The 16,513-nt window shown below is 67.7% G+C and carries 16 protein-coding genes; 5 read left to right on the forward strand and 11 right to left on the reverse strand.

The annotated features are described in order from the left end of the window. Positions 1-6 precede the first annotated feature (6 nt). The 5 genes from ACZ0AA_RS09615 to ACZ0AA_RS09635 all read right to left on the reverse strand — a co-directional run bounded on the left by ACZ0AA_RS09615 (position 7) and on the right by ACZ0AA_RS09635 (position 5,579). A complete protein-coding gene (locus ACZ0AA_RS09615) occupies positions 7-741 on the reverse strand; it encodes an HAD family hydrolase (RefSeq protein WP_400866367.1) in 735 nt (244 codons plus the stop codon). Next, the gene (locus ACZ0AA_RS09620) at positions 738-1,892 is read right to left on the reverse strand and encodes a TIGR03364 family FAD-dependent oxidoreductase (protein ID WP_463512783.1); all 1,155 of its coding nucleotides are present in this window, start codon (positions 1,890-1,892) and stop codon (positions 738-740) included. Before ACZ0AA_RS09620 ends, ACZ0AA_RS09615 begins: the two co-directional genes overlap by 4 nt. Beyond that, on the reverse strand, positions 1,889-3,616 hold the full coding sequence (gene phnE, locus ACZ0AA_RS09625; RefSeq protein ID WP_463512784.1) for a phosphonate ABC transporter, permease protein PhnE: 1,728 nt from the start codon (positions 3,614-3,616) through the stop codon (positions 1,889-1,891). The genes ACZ0AA_RS09620 and phnE overlap by 4 nt, the downstream gene beginning before the upstream one ends. Next, positions 3,613-4,458 (reverse strand): phosphonate ABC transporter ATP-binding protein, encoded by an 846-nt coding sequence (phnC, locus tag ACZ0AA_RS09630; protein ID WP_463512785.1) that lies wholly within the window; start codon positions 4,456-4,458, stop codon positions 3,613-3,615. Before phnC ends, phnE begins: the two co-directional genes overlap by 4 nt. 191 nt (positions 4,459-4,649) lie before the next feature. Then, positions 4,650-5,579, reverse strand: a complete 930-nt coding sequence (locus ACZ0AA_RS09635; protein ID WP_463512786.1) for a phosphate/phosphite/phosphonate ABC transporter substrate-binding protein — start codon at positions 5,577-5,579, stop codon at positions 4,650-4,652. Positions 5,580-5,748: 169 nt separating this feature from the next. Here ACZ0AA_RS09635 and ACZ0AA_RS09640 point away from each other — a divergent pair, with 169 nt between their 5' ends. After that, the gene (locus tag ACZ0AA_RS09640) at positions 5,749-6,492 is read left to right on the forward strand and encodes a GntR family transcriptional regulator (RefSeq protein ID WP_400866380.1); all 744 of its coding nucleotides are present in this window, start codon (positions 5,749-5,751) and stop codon (positions 6,490-6,492) included. 303 nt (positions 6,493-6,795) lie between these two features. Here the strand turns inward: ACZ0AA_RS09640 and ACZ0AA_RS09645 are convergent, their stop codons facing one another. Continuing rightward, positions 6,796-7,938, reverse strand: coding sequence for a sensor histidine kinase (locus tag ACZ0AA_RS09645; protein WP_400866383.1), 1,143 nt, complete (start codon positions 7,936-7,938; stop codon positions 6,796-6,798). A gap of 226 nt (positions 7,939-8,164) precedes the next feature. On the opposite strand from ACZ0AA_RS09645, the gene ACZ0AA_RS09650 reads away from it, so the two are divergent. Beyond that, positions 8,165-8,818, forward strand: coding sequence for a response regulator (locus ACZ0AA_RS09650; protein ID WP_235558852.1), 654 nt, complete (start codon positions 8,165-8,167; stop codon positions 8,816-8,818). 124 nt (positions 8,819-8,942) lie between these two features. Here ACZ0AA_RS09650 and ACZ0AA_RS09655 read toward each other — a convergent pair whose 3' ends face one another. From ACZ0AA_RS09655 to ACZ0AA_RS09670, 4 genes are all read right to left on the reverse strand, one after another. Continuing rightward, positions 8,943-9,515, reverse strand: coding sequence for an HNH endonuclease signature motif containing protein (locus ACZ0AA_RS09655; protein ID WP_463512787.1), 573 nt, complete (start codon positions 9,513-9,515; stop codon positions 8,943-8,945). Continuing rightward, positions 9,464-10,564: a DUF222 domain-containing protein gene (locus tag ACZ0AA_RS09660; protein WP_463512788.1), complete on the reverse strand. Its 1,101-nt coding sequence runs from the start codon at positions 10,562-10,564 to the stop codon at positions 9,464-9,466. Before ACZ0AA_RS09660 ends, ACZ0AA_RS09655 begins: the two co-directional genes overlap by 52 nt. Before the next feature lie 212 nt (positions 10,565-10,776). Then, the gene (locus ACZ0AA_RS09665) at positions 10,777-11,172 is read right to left on the reverse strand and encodes a GNAT family N-acetyltransferase (RefSeq protein ID WP_463512789.1); all 396 of its coding nucleotides are present in this window, start codon (positions 11,170-11,172) and stop codon (positions 10,777-10,779) included. Positions 11,173-11,339: 167 nt separating this feature from the next. Further along, a complete protein-coding gene (locus tag ACZ0AA_RS09670; RefSeq protein ID WP_463512790.1) occupies positions 11,340-12,203 on the reverse strand; it encodes an EamA family transporter in 864 nt (287 codons plus the stop codon). A 264-nt stretch (positions 12,204-12,467) separates the two neighbouring features. On the opposite strand from ACZ0AA_RS09670, the gene ACZ0AA_RS09675 reads away from it, so the two are divergent. Genes ACZ0AA_RS09675 through ACZ0AA_RS09685 form a run of 3 tightly spaced genes read left to right on the forward strand, consistent with a single transcriptional unit; the run spans position 12,468 to position 15,791 of the window. After that, positions 12,468-13,751 carry a M18 family aminopeptidase gene (locus ACZ0AA_RS09675; RefSeq protein ID WP_463512791.1) on the forward strand — a complete coding sequence of 428 codons (1,284 nt, stop codon included), beginning with the start codon at positions 12,468-12,470 and terminating at the stop codon, positions 13,749-13,751. A gap of 46 nt (positions 13,752-13,797) precedes the next feature. Continuing rightward, complete coding sequence (locus tag ACZ0AA_RS09680; RefSeq protein ID WP_463512792.1) at positions 13,798-15,243, forward strand: purine-cytosine permease family protein; 1,446 nt, start codon at positions 13,798-13,800, stop codon at positions 15,241-15,243. Then, entirely contained in the window at positions 15,240-15,791 is a 552-nt protein-coding gene (locus tag ACZ0AA_RS09685) for a cysteine hydrolase family protein (RefSeq protein WP_400866401.1), read from the forward strand. Before ACZ0AA_RS09680 ends, ACZ0AA_RS09685 begins: the two co-directional genes overlap by 4 nt. On the opposite strand, the gene ACZ0AA_RS09690 is transcribed toward ACZ0AA_RS09685, so the two are convergent. Further along, positions 15,788-16,498 (reverse strand): MBL fold metallo-hydrolase, encoded by a 711-nt coding sequence (locus ACZ0AA_RS09690; RefSeq protein ID WP_463512793.1) that lies wholly within the window; start codon positions 16,496-16,498, stop codon positions 15,788-15,790. The two genes, ACZ0AA_RS09685 and ACZ0AA_RS09690, sit on opposite strands and share 4 nt — an antisense overlap. Positions 16,499-16,513: the final 15 nt, after the last annotated feature.

Here is a 16,513-nt window from a genome sequence, read left to right on the forward strand (position 1 = left end):
AGCCCCTCAGGCGCTGCGGACGAGCGGGAGCAGCCCGCGCTCGGCGAACGCACCGCGAAGACGTGTGACGTCCGAGAGCACGACGTCGGCGCCGGCGAGCTCGAGGGCGCTCGAGTCGTGTGCGCCCGTGAGCACACCGGCCACGAAGCCGGCGCCGGCGCGGCGACCCGACTCGACGTCGCTGACGGTGTCTCCCGCGACGGCGACCGCCGCGACCGACGATGCGTGCGTGCGGATCAGCGCCGTGAGCACGAGGTCGGGTGCCGGGCGGCCCCGCCCCGCGTCGACCGGCGAGAGCGCCAGGTCGACGAGGCCGTGCCACCCGAGGCCGTCGATCAGCGCCTCGCGGGTGACCGGCGCGAACCCGGTCGTGAGCACGACCGTCAGACCGGCATCCTTCAGGCCCTGGATCGCATCCGCGGCCCCGGGGATCTCCGTGACCCCCTGCTCGGCCACGATCTCGGCGTAGGCGCCCTCGAACGCCGCCGTCGCCCGCTCGGCCGCAGCCCGGTCGCCACCGGCGAGATGAGTGAAGACGTCGATCTTGGACTGCCCCATGGTCGCGCGCACGTGGGCGAGCGCGTCGTCCCACGGCATCCGATCTGCGACTCCGGTGCGCTCCGCGGCGCGCTGGAATGCCGTCTCGACGACCCCGTCATCGAGCACCGTGGTGCCGGCCATGTCGAGCACGACGAGCTCGAGTGCGGGACTCGCCGGACCTGTGGGGAGTTGAGTGGTCATGAGGTTCCTTCCATTGCGGGTGCCCACCCGAAGGCGGCGGTGAGATTCTCTTCTGCGAGCCCCAGACCCGTGGTCATTCCGATGCCGGTGGTCGCGGCGAGCACCAGCACCCCCTCCTCGACTCGGTCGATGAGGAAGTCGTGCCGCGCCTTGGCGTAGACGCCCTGCCAGCGCTCCAGCACTCGCGGCGCCGGCATGTCGAACAGCGCCTCCGCCTCGGCGAGGAATGCGGCGAAGGCCGCCTCCGGCTGGAACGGCGCGGGCGCCGTCGAGGTGGCGTGCGAGTCGCCGATGATCAGCGTGCCGTCGGGCAGCTGCGTGTACATCTGGTTGAGATCGAGTGCCGCGAGGTCGGGGCGCTCGGCGTGCAGGCGTTCGCGGAGAGCGGCGGCGGCCGCACCGCCGGCGAAGCGTCCGTAGCGCACGAGCGACCAGCCGGTGAGCAGCGGAGCCGCGAGCGGATGCTGCACCGTGACCGCCGCTCGCATCATGTCGAGCGCGCACCGCTCGACACCGGCGCGCTCGGCCACCTCCGGAAGCAGCTGGTCGATGTCATGATTGGCCGCGACGACCACGGCGCCGGCCGTGATGGCACCCCTCGTCGTCTCGACGCGTCGTCCGGCGACCGAGGTCACCGCTGTGCGGAAGCGGAAGTCGACCCCGTGCACGGCGAGGTGCCGGACGATCGCCGCCGCGGCGGTGCGTGGATCGGTCTGCAGGTCGGTCTCGATGTGCGCTCCGCCGACGAGCGCCTCCGCACGGAGAGGCGCGAGCCGCAGCAGCTCGTCAGTCTCCAGCATCCGGATGCCGCCGTCTGCCGCTGCCTGCTCGAGCACGGCGATCTCATCTGCGTGGCGCGCGGCGACCAGCGTGCCTGACTCGCGGATCCAGAAGCCCGCATCGTGCGCGAGACGCAGCCAGAGGTCCCGGGAGACATCGGCGTACCGGCGCGCCTCGCCGGTCTGCGCACCGATGCAGAGATGGCCGAAGTTGCGGATGGTCGCCCCGACCGGCGCATCCGCTCTGTCGATCACGATCACCGTCAGACCGCGTCTGACTGCCGCGTAGGCGGCACCGAGGCCGATGATGCCGGAGCCCACGACGACGACATCTGCGTGTTCACGGTCTCCGCCGCACTGCGTGCCGCTCATCGGAACACCTTCCGCATCCACATCGCGAGTCCTTCGACGACGAGCACCGTGACGAGGATCATCAGCACGATCGCAGTGACGGTCTCGTAGCGCGAGCCCTGGCTGGCATTGAGCAGGTAGTAGCCGACCCCGCCACCGCCGACGATGCCGAGGATGGTCGCCGCGCGGATGTTCGTGTCGAGCATGTAGAAGCTGTGCCCGATGAGCGCCTGCATCCCCTGCGGCACGGTCGCTGACGCGTAGGTCTGCAGACGCGTGGCGCCGACCGCGCGGAGCGCACGCTCGGGGCCGCGGTCGACCTCCTCGAGAGAGTCGGCGATCAGCTTGCCGAGCAGCCCGATGCCGCCGATGGCGAGCGCGATGACTCCGGCCTGCGCGCCGAGGCCGGTGATCACGACGAGCACGATCGCGAGGATCAGCTCGGGGATGCCGCGGATGCCGACGAGCAGGAACCGGGCTACGCCGCGCGCGCCCGCCCCGGGTGCGACGTTGCTCGCCGCGAGTGAGCCGAGGATGAGCGACGGCAGCAGGGTGAGCACGGTCGCGGCGAGTGCGATCGCGACCGTGTCGCGCATGGCGGCGATCATCGCGGAGGCCTCGTAGCTGCCGAACGACGGCGGCCAGAACCTGGCCGCGACCTCGGGGAGCTTGGCCCAGAAGGTGAAGAAGTCGAGCCAGTTGATCTGACTGACCACGACGCTGCCGATCACCACGAGCACGGCGACGATGATGCCGCTCGTGTTGCGCACACGTTCTGCCGTCCACGGGCGACGCACCGCGGTCTGAGGGCTGGCCGCCCACGCGGGCGGACCCGCGACCGCCGTTGTCGTCGCGTCACGCAGCCGCGGGTGGATGATGCGGTCGATCCACGAGCGGGTCTGCCTCTGCTGGCCGAGCATCGCCCCGCGCACCAGACTCGACACGATCTCCATCACGACGCACAGGATGAAGATGACCAGCGCGATGCCGAGACCCTTGCCGTAGTTCAACGACTTGAAGGCATACGACATCTCGAGTCCGAGGCCCGCCACGCCGACGTAGCCGAGCACGACGCTGCCCCGCAGGTTGATGTCGTTGCGGTGCAGCACCGTCGCGACCCAGCTCGGCAGCACCTGGGGAAGGATGCCGGAGGCGAACTCCTGCATCTTCGATCCGCCGGCGGCGCGGATCGCGAGCCTGGGGCCTTCGTCGATCTGCTCGATCGCGTCGGCGAACATCTTCGAGATCATGCCGATCGAATGGATGCCGATCGCGAGAATTCCGGGCAGGGTGCCGAGCGAGAACATCAGCACGAACGCCATGGCGAGCACGACATCGGGCAGCGCGCGCGTCAGGACACCCAAGAATCGGGCCGCGGCCCGCCACCCGTTGCCCGGAGTCGTGTTGGAGGCGGCGAGGTAGGCGATCGGCACCGAGAGCACGGCGGCGAGGAGCGTGCCGACGAGCACGAGCCCCACGGTGAGGGCGATCAACCAGGCGAGGTCGGCGGGCTCGGGGAACGAGAGTCCGCCGACGCGGGCCATGAAGTTCTCGGCGTTTCCCCAGCTCTGCACCATCGCCGGGATCGAGATGCCGACCTCGTCGACCGCGAGGGCTCCGAGCACCAGGAGCGAGACCAGGGTGAGCCCGGCAGCGATGCGCTCGGCCGAGATCGGGCGCCGGGGTGCGCGATCGGAGACGGTGGAGCGTCCGGGTGCAGCGGGCGCGTCCGAGAGCACGGTCATGAGACCCGGGCCTTCTCGATGTCGGCGACATCGACCGTGATCTCGACGAGCTCATCACGGACGGCGCGGATCTCTGCAGTGGTCGTGGCGACGCGCCCGTAGATCTCCATGACCTCGGCCTTGGTGAGGTCGCCGGTCGGGGTGTCGAGCACGATCTCGCCGTGGCGCAGACCGACGATGCGGTCGGCCCATGAGATCGCGAGGTCGACCTGGTGCAGGCTGCAGACGACGGTGAGTCCCTCGTCGGCGGCGATCTCACGGATCAGCGCCATGACCTGGTCGCTCGACTCGGGATCGAGCGAGGCGACTGGCTCATCGGCGAGCAGGATGTCGGGCTTCTGCATCAGAGCGCGGGCGATGGCGACGCGCTGCTGCTGGCCGCCGGAGAGGGTGTCGCTGCGCTGGTAGGCGTGGTCGAGGAGTCCGACCCGGTCGAGGTGCTCGAGGGCGCGCAGCTTCGCGGCCTTCGAATACCCCCAGAGGCCGAGTCTGGGTCCGCGGACCTCCGACAGCGATCCGGTGAGCACGTTCTCGAGCACCGTGAGCGAGGGCACGAGCTCGAACTGCTGGAAGATGAACCCCACGCGACTGCGGAGCCTGCGCAGCGCCTTGCCCTTGAGGGTCGGCACCGGGGATCCGAGCACTTCGATGTCGCCGGACGTCGGCACTTCGAGTCCGTCGAGGTGGCGCAGAAGCGTCGACTTGCCCGAGCCCGAGAGCCCCAGCAGCACGACGATCTCGCCGCGAGACACCTGCAGCGACGCGTTCTTCAGCGCCGTCGTCGAGCCGAAGGTCTTCGTCACACCGTTCAGGCGGATGAGGGCATCGGATGCCGTGTTCATGTCAGTTCTCCAGTGTCTTCGCGTCGTGCTCGGGGCTGGTCGTGCTCGGGGCTGGTCGTGCTCGGGGATGTGTCGTGCTCGGTGTTTGTCCGGTGCGCTGTCTGCGGGTGAGCGCCCCTCGTCTCGGTTCTCGCCTGGAGCGAGGCGACGAGACGAAGGGCGCTCGGCTGACCGGGGTCAGAGACGGGGTGTCAGCCCTGGCACTGCTCCGCTTCGGTCTCCTTGCAGATGTCGCGGATCAGGTCGTAGTACGCGTCGTCGACCGGCTTCGTGGCGAAGAAGACGCTGCGGAACGAGTCGGTGTCGGCGCTGTCGATGCCGGCGGCGATGATGTCGTCGATCGTGATCTCCGAGAGGCCGTCGATGAGCTTCTGGGCGACGTCGTCGGGCAGGGTCGACGAGTAGACGAGCGGGGCACCGGGCACCATGGTCTCGTCGATGACCTTCACGGCATCCGACTTCTCCACCTCGGAGTCCTCGGCGAAGCCGACCTCGCACTCGACGCCTTCACCGGTCTTCTGCACGCTCACGTCATGCTTGCCCGCGAAGACGGGGGTGATGTCGGTCTTGGGGTCGATGCCCGCCTCGATCAGGTTGTACGAGGGGAACAGGTATCCGGATGTGGAGGACGGGTCGACGAAGCAGACCTTCTTGCCCTTGAAGTCCTCGATGCTCGAGATGTCGCTGTCGACCGGCACGATCGCCTGCGAGAAGTAGCCAGGCTCCTGGCCCTCTTCCGTGACGATCGATGAGATCGGGGTGAGCTTGGCGCCGTTGTTGGTCGCGGTGACGTAGGTGAAGCCCGAGAACGAGGCGACGTCGACCTTGCCCGCGACCGCGGCCTCGATGAGGGCGGCGTAGTCGGTGGACTCGTGATACTCGACCGACTTGCCGGTGATCTCGGCGATGTAGTCCATGAGCGGCTGGTAGTTCGTCTCGGTGTCGACCGAGTCGGGCACGACGCCGAAGACGAGCGTGTTCTCGTCGACCGCGAAGCCGCCGGCGGCCGACGATGCGTCGGCACCGGACGCGCCGGTGGCCTCTGCGGAGCCGGAGCAGGCGGCGAGGCCGAGCGCGAGGATCGCGGCACCGGCGAGTACGGGGAGAGCGCGGAGCTTCATGAGGACCTTTCAGAGTGGGAGGGGTGATCCATGAGCAACTGTGACAGGGCTGCGGTCGAGATATATACCTAACTCGGAAGAGTTCAAGGTTCGTTCACCCCGATTTTCCCCGGATCAACGTCGACAGAACGCCGACCCCTTTCCGCGTGCCGCCAAGTAGTATGCCTATGTGGCTGAAGCTGTATACACCCAGATCGCGGACGACCTGCGCGCGCAGATCGCGACAGGCACCCTGCGCCCCGGCGATGATGTGCCCACCGAGTCTGAGCTCGCCGAGCGCTGGCACACGTCTCGCGGCCCGATCCGAAATGCCCTGGCCGCTCTGCGCAGCGAGGGCCTGATCGAGACGGGCCGGGGCCGTCCCGCACGGGTCGTCTCCCGCAAGGCGAGCCAGGCCGTCGATGTGTCGGTGCCTTTCACGCGCTGGGCCCGAGATCTCGGTGTGACTCCCGGTGCGCAGACGCAGGAGCTGAGCCTCCGAAGGGCCGGCGATCGCGCCGAGCTCCTCGGAGTCTCCCCCGATGACACGATCGTCAGCGTCGTGCGACTCCGGCTGCTCGACGGCCGGCCGACGATGCTCGAGCGCCTCTTCTATACCGAGGCTGTCGGACGACGACTGCTCGACGTCGACACCGATGCGATCTCGATCACCGAGTACCTGGGTTCGGTCGGACACCCCATCGTCGGGCTCGAACACCAGATCGACGCGGTCGCGGCAGATGAACAGGATGCTGCTCTGCTGCGCGTGCCGATGGGAACGCCGATCCTTCGACTCAGCCGCATCTCCCGCGATGCGAGCGGGCGGATCTTCGAGGCATCCGAGGACCGCTACCTCAGCGAGGTTGTGCGATTCACGGTCGCGGCGTCCGGGATATCGACGGACGGACACTACATGCGTGCAGTGGGCGGCTAGGAGCCTGCCGGTCGACGCCGGTCGATCCTTGAGAAGAAGCCGATCGCGAGCGCGTTGGGGATCAGATTCCAAAGACCGCGCTCGCGATCACAGCGCTGGGGATGCGCTATTTCTGGGGTATGCCCAATGTATGCTCCCGGCTACACCATGGAACACGGTCTATAGTCGAGACATACCCTGGACTTTCGTCTACTCCTTGGGCCAAAACCCGCGGAATTCCGCGGTTTTGCTTCTAAAGTACCGGAATGCCGGTTGACGATTTGGGCCGGATCTCGTCGCCGAGATGCTGGAATATTGGTTCGATCAGACGATCGGCAGAAGCGCGGACACGACCCAGCGTCCGTCCACTTCCCCGGCGCTGAACTCGCCACTGGCACCGAGGACGCGCTCCGCCATGCGCCCGACTCCGGTGCGGCTCGACGAGAGCTCGCGACGCGGCGTCGTCGACAGGGGGCTGCTCACCGTCAGCTTCGCGGCGTCGTCGTCGATGTCGAATCGGATCGCGACCTCGCCCTTGCCCGCGTATTTGAGGACGTTGGTGGCAGACTCGCGCAGGATGCGCGCCAGGATGATCTCGGCTGCGCGGGGGATGCGCTCGTCGGCGGGGTCGCCGTCGACGATCACGGCATGGCCTGCGGATTCGAACTCCTGCTGGGCTTCGTCGACGGAGGCCGCCAGATCGCCCGAGGGCATGCCCGCGGATCGGGGCCCGTCGTCTGCGAGATCGATCACGAAGCGGAGGTCGGTCATCGCCTTGCGTGCGGCGATGCGGATCGCCTCCTGCGATTCACTGCTGGTGCGATCGTCGTCGAGCATCTGCACGTGCAGCGCCACCACGGTGAGGTGGTGCGCGATGCTGTCGTGCAACTCGCCGGCGATCCAACGTCGCTCAGCGAGTACGGCCTGGCGTTCCTGCTCGGCCTTCTCGGCCAGCTGCTTCTCGAGCCTGCTCCCTCGGGCGAAGGCCAAGCGCAGTGCGAAGCCGACCGCCCCGGAGACCGCGGCTGTGACGAGATAGATGGCGATGTTGATCGGTGCCTGCGTGTCCAGCCATGCGACGAGAGCAGTCGCGAGGAGGAACCCACCGGCATACGAGAGGATCAGGGCATTCCACCCCAACCGCACGATCAGACCGGCCGCGAAAGCGGCGGCGGTCAGGACGTAAGCCTCGGTACCTGCGAGGAATGAAAGTGCGAACACGAGCGCGAGGGCGCATGTCGCGTAGAGCGGCGACCAGAGATAGAGGGCGATCACGGCCGTGGATGCGATACCGATCACGGCGGCGAACAGACTCACATCTGAGGGGAAGAAGAGACCGACGACGTCGACCACCAGGATCGTTCCGATGATCACGAGAACGAAGATCCGCTCGATCGCGACCAGTCGTTCGCCTTTGCCGAGACGCGTCACGTGGGATTCGAGATCGCTTCTCAGACCTAAAGCCATGCTTCAGTATCTCCTATTCGCCAGGTAGATTAGCGAGTAAAGCCAAAGAACTTGCTGACACCCTGCCAAAAAGTCATATCAATTCACCTCCTGAGTTGGTCTTTTGTTTAGTGATGACTACATCTTCTCGGTGATCTGCAGCTCGCACATCTGTCTCAGGGCTAGACCTCTCTAGCCAAAGGTCTAGGCCCGCACACCGTACATCCACCCCCGTTAGGCTTCCCACATGCCGGAAATCCGCGTTCTCATCGTCGATGACGACCCACTGGTGCGCTCAGCACTGTCGCACTTCGTCTCGCGCGACCCCGAAATCAACGTCGTCGCCGAGGCAGAGACGGGGTTGGAGGGCATCGAAGCAGTCGAACGCGAGCATCCTGATGTCGTGATGATGGACGTGCAGATGCCCGAGATGAATGGCATCGAAGCGACCGCCGTCATCAGCGAACGGTGGCCCGAGGTCAAGATCTTGGCGGTCACGACACTCGACGGCAGCGACACCGTGCTTCCGATGCTGAGTGCCGGCGCTTCGGGATATCTGCTGAAGGACTCCAGCGCGGCGAGCATTCTCGAGGGCGTGCGAGAGGTGTACAGCGGAGCCAGCTCACTGTCACCGCGCATCGCCTCGCTGCTGATCAAGCACGTGCGCGACACGGAGCCGGTGGGCGGGGACGATTCGCTCGAGGCGCTCACCGATCGCGAGCAGGAGGTGCTGCAGCGTCTCGCCCAGGGGATGTCGAATGCTGAAATCGCTCGCACGCTGATCGTGTCGGAGGGAACCGTGAAAGCGCACCTCGGCCGCATCATGTCGAAGTGGCACGTGCGCGATCGCGTGCAGATCCTGGTGACGGCAGCGCACGCCGGCCTCGTCGACTTCCGCTGAGATCAGGTTTCGCTGAGATCGGCGTCACTGGTCGAGCTTCGCTGGTCGGGCTGCGCTGAGATCGGGCGTCACTGAAGTCCGACCGGACGCGAGGGCACGCGACGGCCGACGACCAGACAGCGCTTCAACCCGTTCGGGCGAAGGATGTAGGGCGCAGGTCGGCGGGGAGGCTGAGTTTTGGGGTGCGCCAGTGTTGGGCGGGGTCCCACCACTCCGGTCCGCGCACCTGCGGGAGGCCCTCGTTCATGCGGATCTCCCACCCGGACATGCCGAGGGATCGGTGATGCCACCAGCACAACGGCACACCGTTGTCCGTGTGGGTCGGCCCGCCCTGTGCGTGTTCGGTGACGTGGTGGATCTCACACCAGGACGCCGGCACATGGCATCCGGGGATCAGGCATTCCTTGTCGCGGGCGATGATCGCCCGTCGCTGGTGCACGGTGAACACCCTGTCGGTGGTCGTGATCCCGATGATCCTGCCCTCGTCGAACAGAACCCGTTGGATCACCCCACTGCACGCGGCCTGCGCCGCGACCGAGACGGGGACGTGTGCACCGGAACCGGCGATCGTCGCCCACCCGCCGTTGCCGGCGGCGCCACCTGCGCCGACGCCGACGCGGAAGACTGTCCCGTGCGCGAGATCCTTCACGTCGACGGTGACGACGAGGACCGGTGAGGCGCCACCCAACGTGGGCATGTCCTTATGTCGGGCCGCGCTCGCCAGCGCCGCCGCGAGAGCATCATGACCTTCTGCGCCGCGGTGCGGTCATCGAGCACGCTCCGCTCATCCGAGTTGAACGGATCCTCTCCCGCATCCCCGCCTGTACGAGCATCCGTGTCAGCGTCCGCGCCCGCGTCCGCGCCATCATCCGACTCGGCATCCGCGCCGAAAGCCTCAGCGAAGCCGTGCGCGCCCGCGTCAGCACCAGAGTCCGTGCCACCGCTGGGGGTGAAGAACCTCCCGGGCACGGGTGGACCGTCGCCTTTGGGGTTGAGGAGCGCGTCCATGATGAGCTGGAACTGCGCCGCGACATCCGGGGTCAGATACCCGCGGATCGCATGCACACCGTCCTTGAGCCGGCCGATAGTGATGCCCCGACGCCGTTTCGCGTCGTCGTCTTTGGGTTCTTCCCCGTCGGGGTCGAACATCGACGCGAGATCCTCAGCGAGAGCTCGCAGATCCTCCGTCGTCGGCGACGGACCAGGCACGTCCGGGTCAAGGGCCGGGTCCGTGTCCGGGTCGAGATCGATCTCGAGGCCGTGCCCGCGTGCGCACCCGGCCAACGCGACATCCGCTGCCAACCGCTGATCGACCGTGAGGCGCTCCCACACCCGCTCGATCGGACCGGTCGCGGCAAGAAACCCATCCACCCCGACAACCCCGTCCAGCAAAGCCGTCCGCAACTCCGGCCACCGGGCAGGAAGCCGCTCCCCCGACACGAGACTCACATCGCGCCGGACACGGTCGATGACCTTCCCCACCCGCGCTGCACCTCGCGCATCGACGAGCACCGTCCGCTGCAGCAGCTCGTTCTCACCGCGACAGCCTGCGGCATGGGAGAAGCCACCCATCTCGCCCGTCGCGACGGTCTCGACGACCACTGCCTCCACCCGCCGAAACGCCGCCCCCGCGGCCACCAGAACAGTGACACGTTCCGTGTCACACAACCCCGCCAGCGCGTCATCGGACAGCACCGAATCGAGGTCGGCGATGACCCGATCCAGAAGCTCTGCGGTGCTGTTCATACCCCCAGTCAACCCGCCACCACCGACATTCGACGCCCGAAATCACCCGCATTTACCCCAGTTCAAAGCCGTATTCCAATCTCCCGATACAGCGCATCACTGCGGATGAACCACGGTCGCGAAAACGACGAGAGAGCAAGAGGACGGGGCACGGAGAAGGACAACGAGAGAACGAGACGACGAGAACGCGGGAGCATCGCCCGCGGGAGGCATCACCCGAGGGAGGGCTCTGCCTTCATGAACACATCGACAGCGTCCTCACTCTCGAGAACGAAGCCGTGGCGCTCGTAAAGCCGACGTGCCGCGCTGGCCTGCAGCACGTTGAGCCGGAAAGGCCGCTCTCCATCGGTGTCTGCGAGCAGATGGGCCAGCACGGCTGCCCCGATCCCGCGGCCCTGCGATCGCGGCGCGAGATAGAAATGCTCGATCCAGCGGGCATCCGGTTCACGCCTTACCGCCACGAGGCCGACGTCTTCGCCGTCGACGACGATCACGCACGTGTTCTCGGGAACGAACGCGTCGAGGAAGCGCTGCCGCACGCGCACCGGGTCATATCGCCCGAGTCGCTCGAGATCAGGTCGCATCACGACCGCTCTCAGCTCCGCCATCCAGACGGCATCCGAAGGGCTGCTCGCTCGAAGACTCCATCCCGCTGACACAGCATCCATACAACCATCAGGAGCAGCACTCGCAGACCGGCACCCACCGCGCACAGCATCCGCACCACGAGCACCGCGCAGCATCCATGCCCCCTCCGCAGCCACAGACCGCACAGCTACAGAGCGAGCAGCACGATTCCCCCCGCGACGACCGCTGCCGCACCCAGGCGCCATCCCGGCCTGCTCTCCTTGAGTGCGAAGACTCCGAAGAGACTCACCAGCACGACGCTGACTTCCCGCAGTGGTGCGACCAGGGCGACCGGAGCGATCTGGATGGCTGTGAGCACCAGGATGTACGACAGCGGCGACAGGATGCTGAACGCCACGATACGTCGCCATTGCGTGCGTCCGAGCATGCGGACCGCCGCCCATCTGCCGCGCACGCCGAGGGAGTAGAACGGGATCTCGAGCAGCATCGTTCCGACCATGAAGGCGACGGGCGAGAGGTTCCAGGTGCGCACCGCGTTGGCATCCCAGATCGTGTAGACGGCGATCGCGACACCGGTGAGCAGACCGAACACGAGCCCCGGGTCGAGACGTCGTGATCGATCGGCGCCTCCGCGGTCGACGAGACCGATCGCGACGACTCCGATGATGATCGCCGCGACGCCCACGAGAGCCAGGGCCGACGGCCGCTCTCCGAGAACCAGCACCGCGATGATCACCGAGAGGAACGGCCCGGTGCCCCTCGCCGTCGCGTAGACGGTGGAGAGATTGCCCTCGCGGTATCCGCGCTGCAGCACGGCCATGTAGACGACGTGAAGCACCCCGGAGACTCCGACGCCCCACAGGAACGCGAGCACATCGTCAGTGCCGAGCCCGCCGGTGAAGGGGATGACGCCGATCCAGACGACGGTGCCTCCGACGGCGCCCCACCACAGGAACGGCATCCCCGCCCGACTCACGCCATGGGCGACGATGTTCCACGCGGCGTGCGTGATGGCTGCGGCGATGACGAGAGCGAAGGCGAGAGCGGACAACAGAGACCCTTCCGTTCATCGCGGGCGCGACGAACAGGGTCCTCCGGGCTTTTGTCCTGTCAGATGACGGCACCCCTGCGGAGGAGCACCGTGGCGCCGCTCGGACCAGACGGGACGAACCCCGGAACCCTAGGCGCTATCGAGAGCGACGATAAGAGACGCAGGTGTCCGGCGGGTGAACGACCTCGTCCTTCCAGCGGACGGAATCGTCGCGGTGCGCCCGGCGATTACGATCGAAGGACCGCCCCTGCAGGAAGGTCTCCCATGCCCGTCACCCCGGACGCTCTCGCCCACGCCGAGGATCTCGCCGACTTCGTCGCCGCCTCGCCCTCGAGCTATCACGCCGCCGCCGAGGTGGCGAGGCGACTCGAGGATGCCGGGTTCGCGCGCCTCGAAGAGGACCAGGCCTGGGAGGTGACCCCCGGCGGTCGCTACGTCGTCGTCCGGGACGGCGCCGCCATCGCATGGACGGTGCCGGCGGATGCCACCACGACCACACCTGCGCATGTTCTCGGCGCCCACACCGACTCCCCCGGCTTCAAGCTCAAGCCGCAGCCGACCACCGGTTCGAAGGGCTGGCTGCAGGTCGCCGTCGAGGTCTACGGCGGACCGCTGCTGACCTCCTGGCTCGACCGCGAACTGCGTCTCGCAGGCCGACTCGCCCTCGCCGACGGACGCGTCGTGCTCGCCGACACAGGCGCGCTGCTGCGCCTCCCCCAGCTCGCGATCCACCTCGACCGCGAGGCGAACTCGAGCCTCGCACTCGACAAGCAGTTCCAGACGCAGCCCGTGTGGGGTCTCGGCGACCCGACGCAGGAGGACATCCTGGCCGAGCTCGCCGAGTCCGCCGGAGTCTCGGCATCCGACATCCGGGGCTACGACGTCGTGATCGCCGACACGGCACGCGGAGCGGTGTTCGGCAAGGATCGCGCGTTCTTCGCGTCAGGTCGTCTCGACGACCTCGCCTCGGTGCATGCCGGCGTGGTCGCACTCGAGTCGATCGACACCGCGGCGTCCGGACCGATCGCGATCCTGGCGGCGTTCGACCATGAGGAGCTCGGCTCGAACTCGCGCTCCGGCGCGGCTGGCCCCTTCCTCGAGGACATCCTCGGACGCGTGTACGACGCGCTCGGCGCCGACGCCTCCGAGCGCCGCCGCGCCTTCTCCTCGTCGTGGTGCCTGTCGAGCGACGTGGGCCACTCGGTGCACCCCAACTACGTGCACAAGCACGACCCGGTGGTGCAGCCGGTGCTCGGCTCCGGTCCGATCCTCAAGATCAATGCCAACCAGCGGTACGCGACGGATGCCATCGGCTCCGCCGCCTGGCGCGACTGGTGCGACACCGCCGACGTGATCACGCAGGAGTTCGTGTCGAACAACAACGTGCGCTGCGGGTCGACGATCGGCCCGATCACGGCGACCCGCCTCGGCATCCGCACGGTCGACGTCGGCATCCCGATCCTGTCGATGCACTCGGCTCGCGAGCTCGCCGGGGTCTCGGATCTACACGACCTCACGCGCGTCGCGGGAGCGTTCTTCACCGGCTGAGCCGTGCAGCGCCCTCGCGGGGCCTGCGCAGTGCCAGGATGATGGCATGACGGACATCAAGCCTGCTCTCATCGAGCGCGCGGGCATCGAGATCATCCCCGAATCCGAGCGCACAGCCAAGCCTCGCGACCTGTTCTGGCCGTGGTTCGCGGCCAACGTGTCGGTGTTCGGCATGTCGTACGGATCGTTCGTGCTGGGCTTCGGGATCTCGTTCTGGCAGGCGACTCTCGTGTCGGTCATCGGCATCGTGGTGTCGTTCCTGCTGTGCGGACTCATCGCGATCGCCGGCAAACGCGGTTCGGCGCCGACCATGGTGCTCTCGCGCGCCGCCTTCGGCGTGCAGGGACAGAAGGTGCCCGGGATCGTCTCGTGGCTGACCTCCATCGGCTGGGAGACCTTCCTCGCGATCATGGCCGTGCTCGCCACGGCCACCGTCATCACGCAGCTCGGCGGTGACGGCGACAGCGTCGCGCTGAAGATCACCGCCACCGTCATCGTCGCCGCTCTGATCGTCGTGGCCTCCGTGCTCGGATATCACACGATCATGAAGCTGCAGTCGGTGCTCACCTGGGTCACCGGCGCCGTGACGATCCTCTACGTCGTCCTCGCCGCGCCCAGCATCGACCTCGCCGCCGTGCTGGCCCGCCCGGACGGCGGACTCGGCCAGGTCATCGGCGCGCTCGTGATGGTGATGACCGGCTTCGGTCTCGGCTGGATCAACATCGCAGCCGACTGGTCGCGGTATCAGAAGCGCACGGCATCCGATGGGGCGATCGTCGCCTGGAACACGATCGGCGGCTCGGTCGCGCCCGTGATCCTCGTCGTCTTCGGGCTGCTGCTCGCGGGATCCGACGACGACCTCAGCGCCGCGATCGCCGCCGACCCGATGGGCGCCCTCGCCACGCTCCTGCCGCTCTGGGTGCTCGTGCCGTTCCTGCTCACCGCCGTGCTCGCGCTCGTCTCGGGCGCCGTGCTGGGCATCTACTCCTCCGGGCTGACTCTGCTGAGCCTCGGCATCCGCATCCCCCGCCCGTCGGCCGCGGCGATCGACGGCGTGATCCTCACCCTCGGCACCATCTATGTGGTGTTCTTCGCCACCGATTTCCTCGGCCCGTTCCAGAGCTTCCTCATCACGCTCGGCGTGCCGCTCGCCTCCTGGGCCGGCATCCTGATCGCCGACATCCTCCGGCGCAAGAAGGATTACGACGACGAGGCGTTGTTCGACAGCCGCGGCCGATACGGCGCCTGGGACTGGATCTCGATCGGCACCATGGTCGTCGCCAGCGTCATCGGCTGGGGCTTCGTGCTCAACGGCTTCGCCGATGCCGCGCCGTGGAACAACTGGCAGGGCTATCTGCTGGGCCTGGTCGGCGGAGTCGACGGCGACTGGGCCTACGCGAACCTCGGGGTGTTCTTCGCCCTCGTGCTGTCGTTCGTCTTCACCTGGTTCGCTCGCGCCGGACGGATCCGCGCCCAGGAAGCAGCTGCGTGAGCAGGGATTCCTGGCTGGTCGTGATCGACCCGCAGGCGATCTTCGCCTCGCCCGACTCGGCCTGGGCGTCACCGTTCTTCGGCGACGTGATGCCCCGCATCCGCGAACTCGCCGAGTCGTTCGGCGACCGTGTGATCGTGACGCGCTGGATGCCGACCGCCGACCGCTCGACGTCGTGGGGCGCCTACTTCGCCGCGTGGCCGTTCGCAGATCAGCCGTCCGGCGATCCGCTGTTCGACCTGGTTCCCGATGCGGTCGGCCTGTCGCCGCATCCGACCCTCGATCTGCCGACGTTCGGCAAGTGGGGCTCTGTGATCGAGGAGATCGTCGGCCGTGGCGCGCACGTGGTGCTGGCGGGAGTCTCGACAGACTGCTGCGTCATCTCGACGGCGCTGGCCGCAGCGGATGCCGGGGCGCACGTCACGATCGCCGCCGACGCCTGCGCCGGATCGACGGCCGAGAACCACGCCGCCGCGATCCGGATCATGGGTCTGTATCCGCCGCAGATCACGGTCAGCGACACGGCGGCAGTGCTGGCGGAGCGCTAGCCCGCAGCGCGCACGGCCGCGGCGATCTCGGCGGGCGACCCCCGCCATGGTGCCCCGTGCCCGGGAAGCACCCAGGACGCGGACACGGCGGCCAGTCGGTCGAGAGACGCGGCGGCCTCTTCGGGCTCGTCGGTGAACGGGGCGGGCTGCGGACCCACGCGCCCCGTCAGCACGTGGCGCGTGGTCAGCGCATCGCCCACGAAGACCGCGTCCGCACCGGGAATATGCACCGCGATGCTGCCGGGCGAGTGACCCGGCAACCCGATGACCACCGGCGCTCCCGGAAGATCGAGCACCTGGCCGTCGGCGACGGTCACGAGCTCGGACACATGCCGCGTACGCAGTGCGTTCTTGCGCACGCTGTAAGCGAAGAAGCCGAGGGTAGGACCGATACGCGCGGGCCCCATCGGGGTTTTCGGCTTCTCCCCCGTGCGCACTCGATGCGCATCGGCGCTGTGCACGAAGACCGGCACGCCCTCTTCACTGCGCAGTCGCTCGGCGAAGCCGATGTGGTCGCCATCACCGTGAGTGAGGACGAGACCGCGGATGTCGGAGAGCGGGCGGCCGATCTCGTTCAGCTCTCGCTGCAGGTCGTTCCAGTGACCGGGCAGCCCCGCGTCGACGAGCGTGATCCCCTCGGGCAGGTCGACCAGATATGAGGCGACGACGTCATTGCCGAGTCGATGCAGGTGCGGTGCGAGCTTCATGGTCGTCCCTTTCGC

The organism is Microbacterium sp. AC035, assembly GCF_979258485.1.

Coding starts and splice junctions, on each gene's coding strand:
- ACZ0AA_RS09615 (WP_400866367.1), bottom strand. CDS start 741: ATGACCACTCAACTCCCCACAGGTCCGGCGAGTCCCGCACTCGAGCTC.
- ACZ0AA_RS09620 (WP_463512783.1), bottom strand. CDS start 1,892: ATGAGCGGCACGCAGTGCGGCGGAGACCGTGAACACGCAGATGTCGTC.
- phnE (WP_463512784.1), bottom strand. CDS start 3,616: ATGACCGTGCTCTCGGACGCGCCCGCTGCACCCGGACGCTCCACCGTC.
- phnC (WP_463512785.1), bottom strand. CDS start 4,458: ATGAACACGGCATCCGATGCCCTCATCCGCCTGAACGGTGTGACGAAG.
- ACZ0AA_RS09635 (WP_463512786.1), bottom strand. CDS start 5,579: ATGAAGCTCCGCGCTCTCCCCGTACTCGCCGGTGCCGCGATCCTCGCG.
- ACZ0AA_RS09645 (WP_400866383.1), bottom strand. CDS start 7,938: ATGGCTTTAGGTCTGAGAAGCGATCTCGAATCCCACGTGACGCGTCTC.
- ACZ0AA_RS09650 (WP_235558852.1), top strand. CDS start 8,165: ATGCCGGAAATCCGCGTTCTCATCGTCGATGACGACCCACTGGTGCGC.
- ACZ0AA_RS09655 (WP_463512787.1), bottom strand. CDS start 9,515: ATGCCCACGTTGGGTGGCGCCTCACCGGTCCTCGTCGTCACCGTCGAC.
- ACZ0AA_RS09660 (WP_463512788.1), bottom strand. CDS start 10,564: ATGAACAGCACCGCAGAGCTTCTGGATCGGGTCATCGCCGACCTCGAT.
- ACZ0AA_RS09665 (WP_463512789.1), bottom strand. CDS start 11,172: ATGGCGGAGCTGAGAGCGGTCGTGATGCGACCTGATCTCGAGCGACTC.
- ACZ0AA_RS09675 (WP_463512791.1), top strand. CDS start 12,468: ATGCCCGTCACCCCGGACGCTCTCGCCCACGCCGAGGATCTCGCCGAC.
- ACZ0AA_RS09680 (WP_463512792.1), top strand. CDS start 13,798: ATGACGGACATCAAGCCTGCTCTCATCGAGCGCGCGGGCATCGAGATC.
- ACZ0AA_RS09690 (WP_463512793.1), bottom strand. CDS start 16,498: ATGAAGCTCGCACCGCACCTGCATCGACTCGGCAATGACGTCGTCGCC.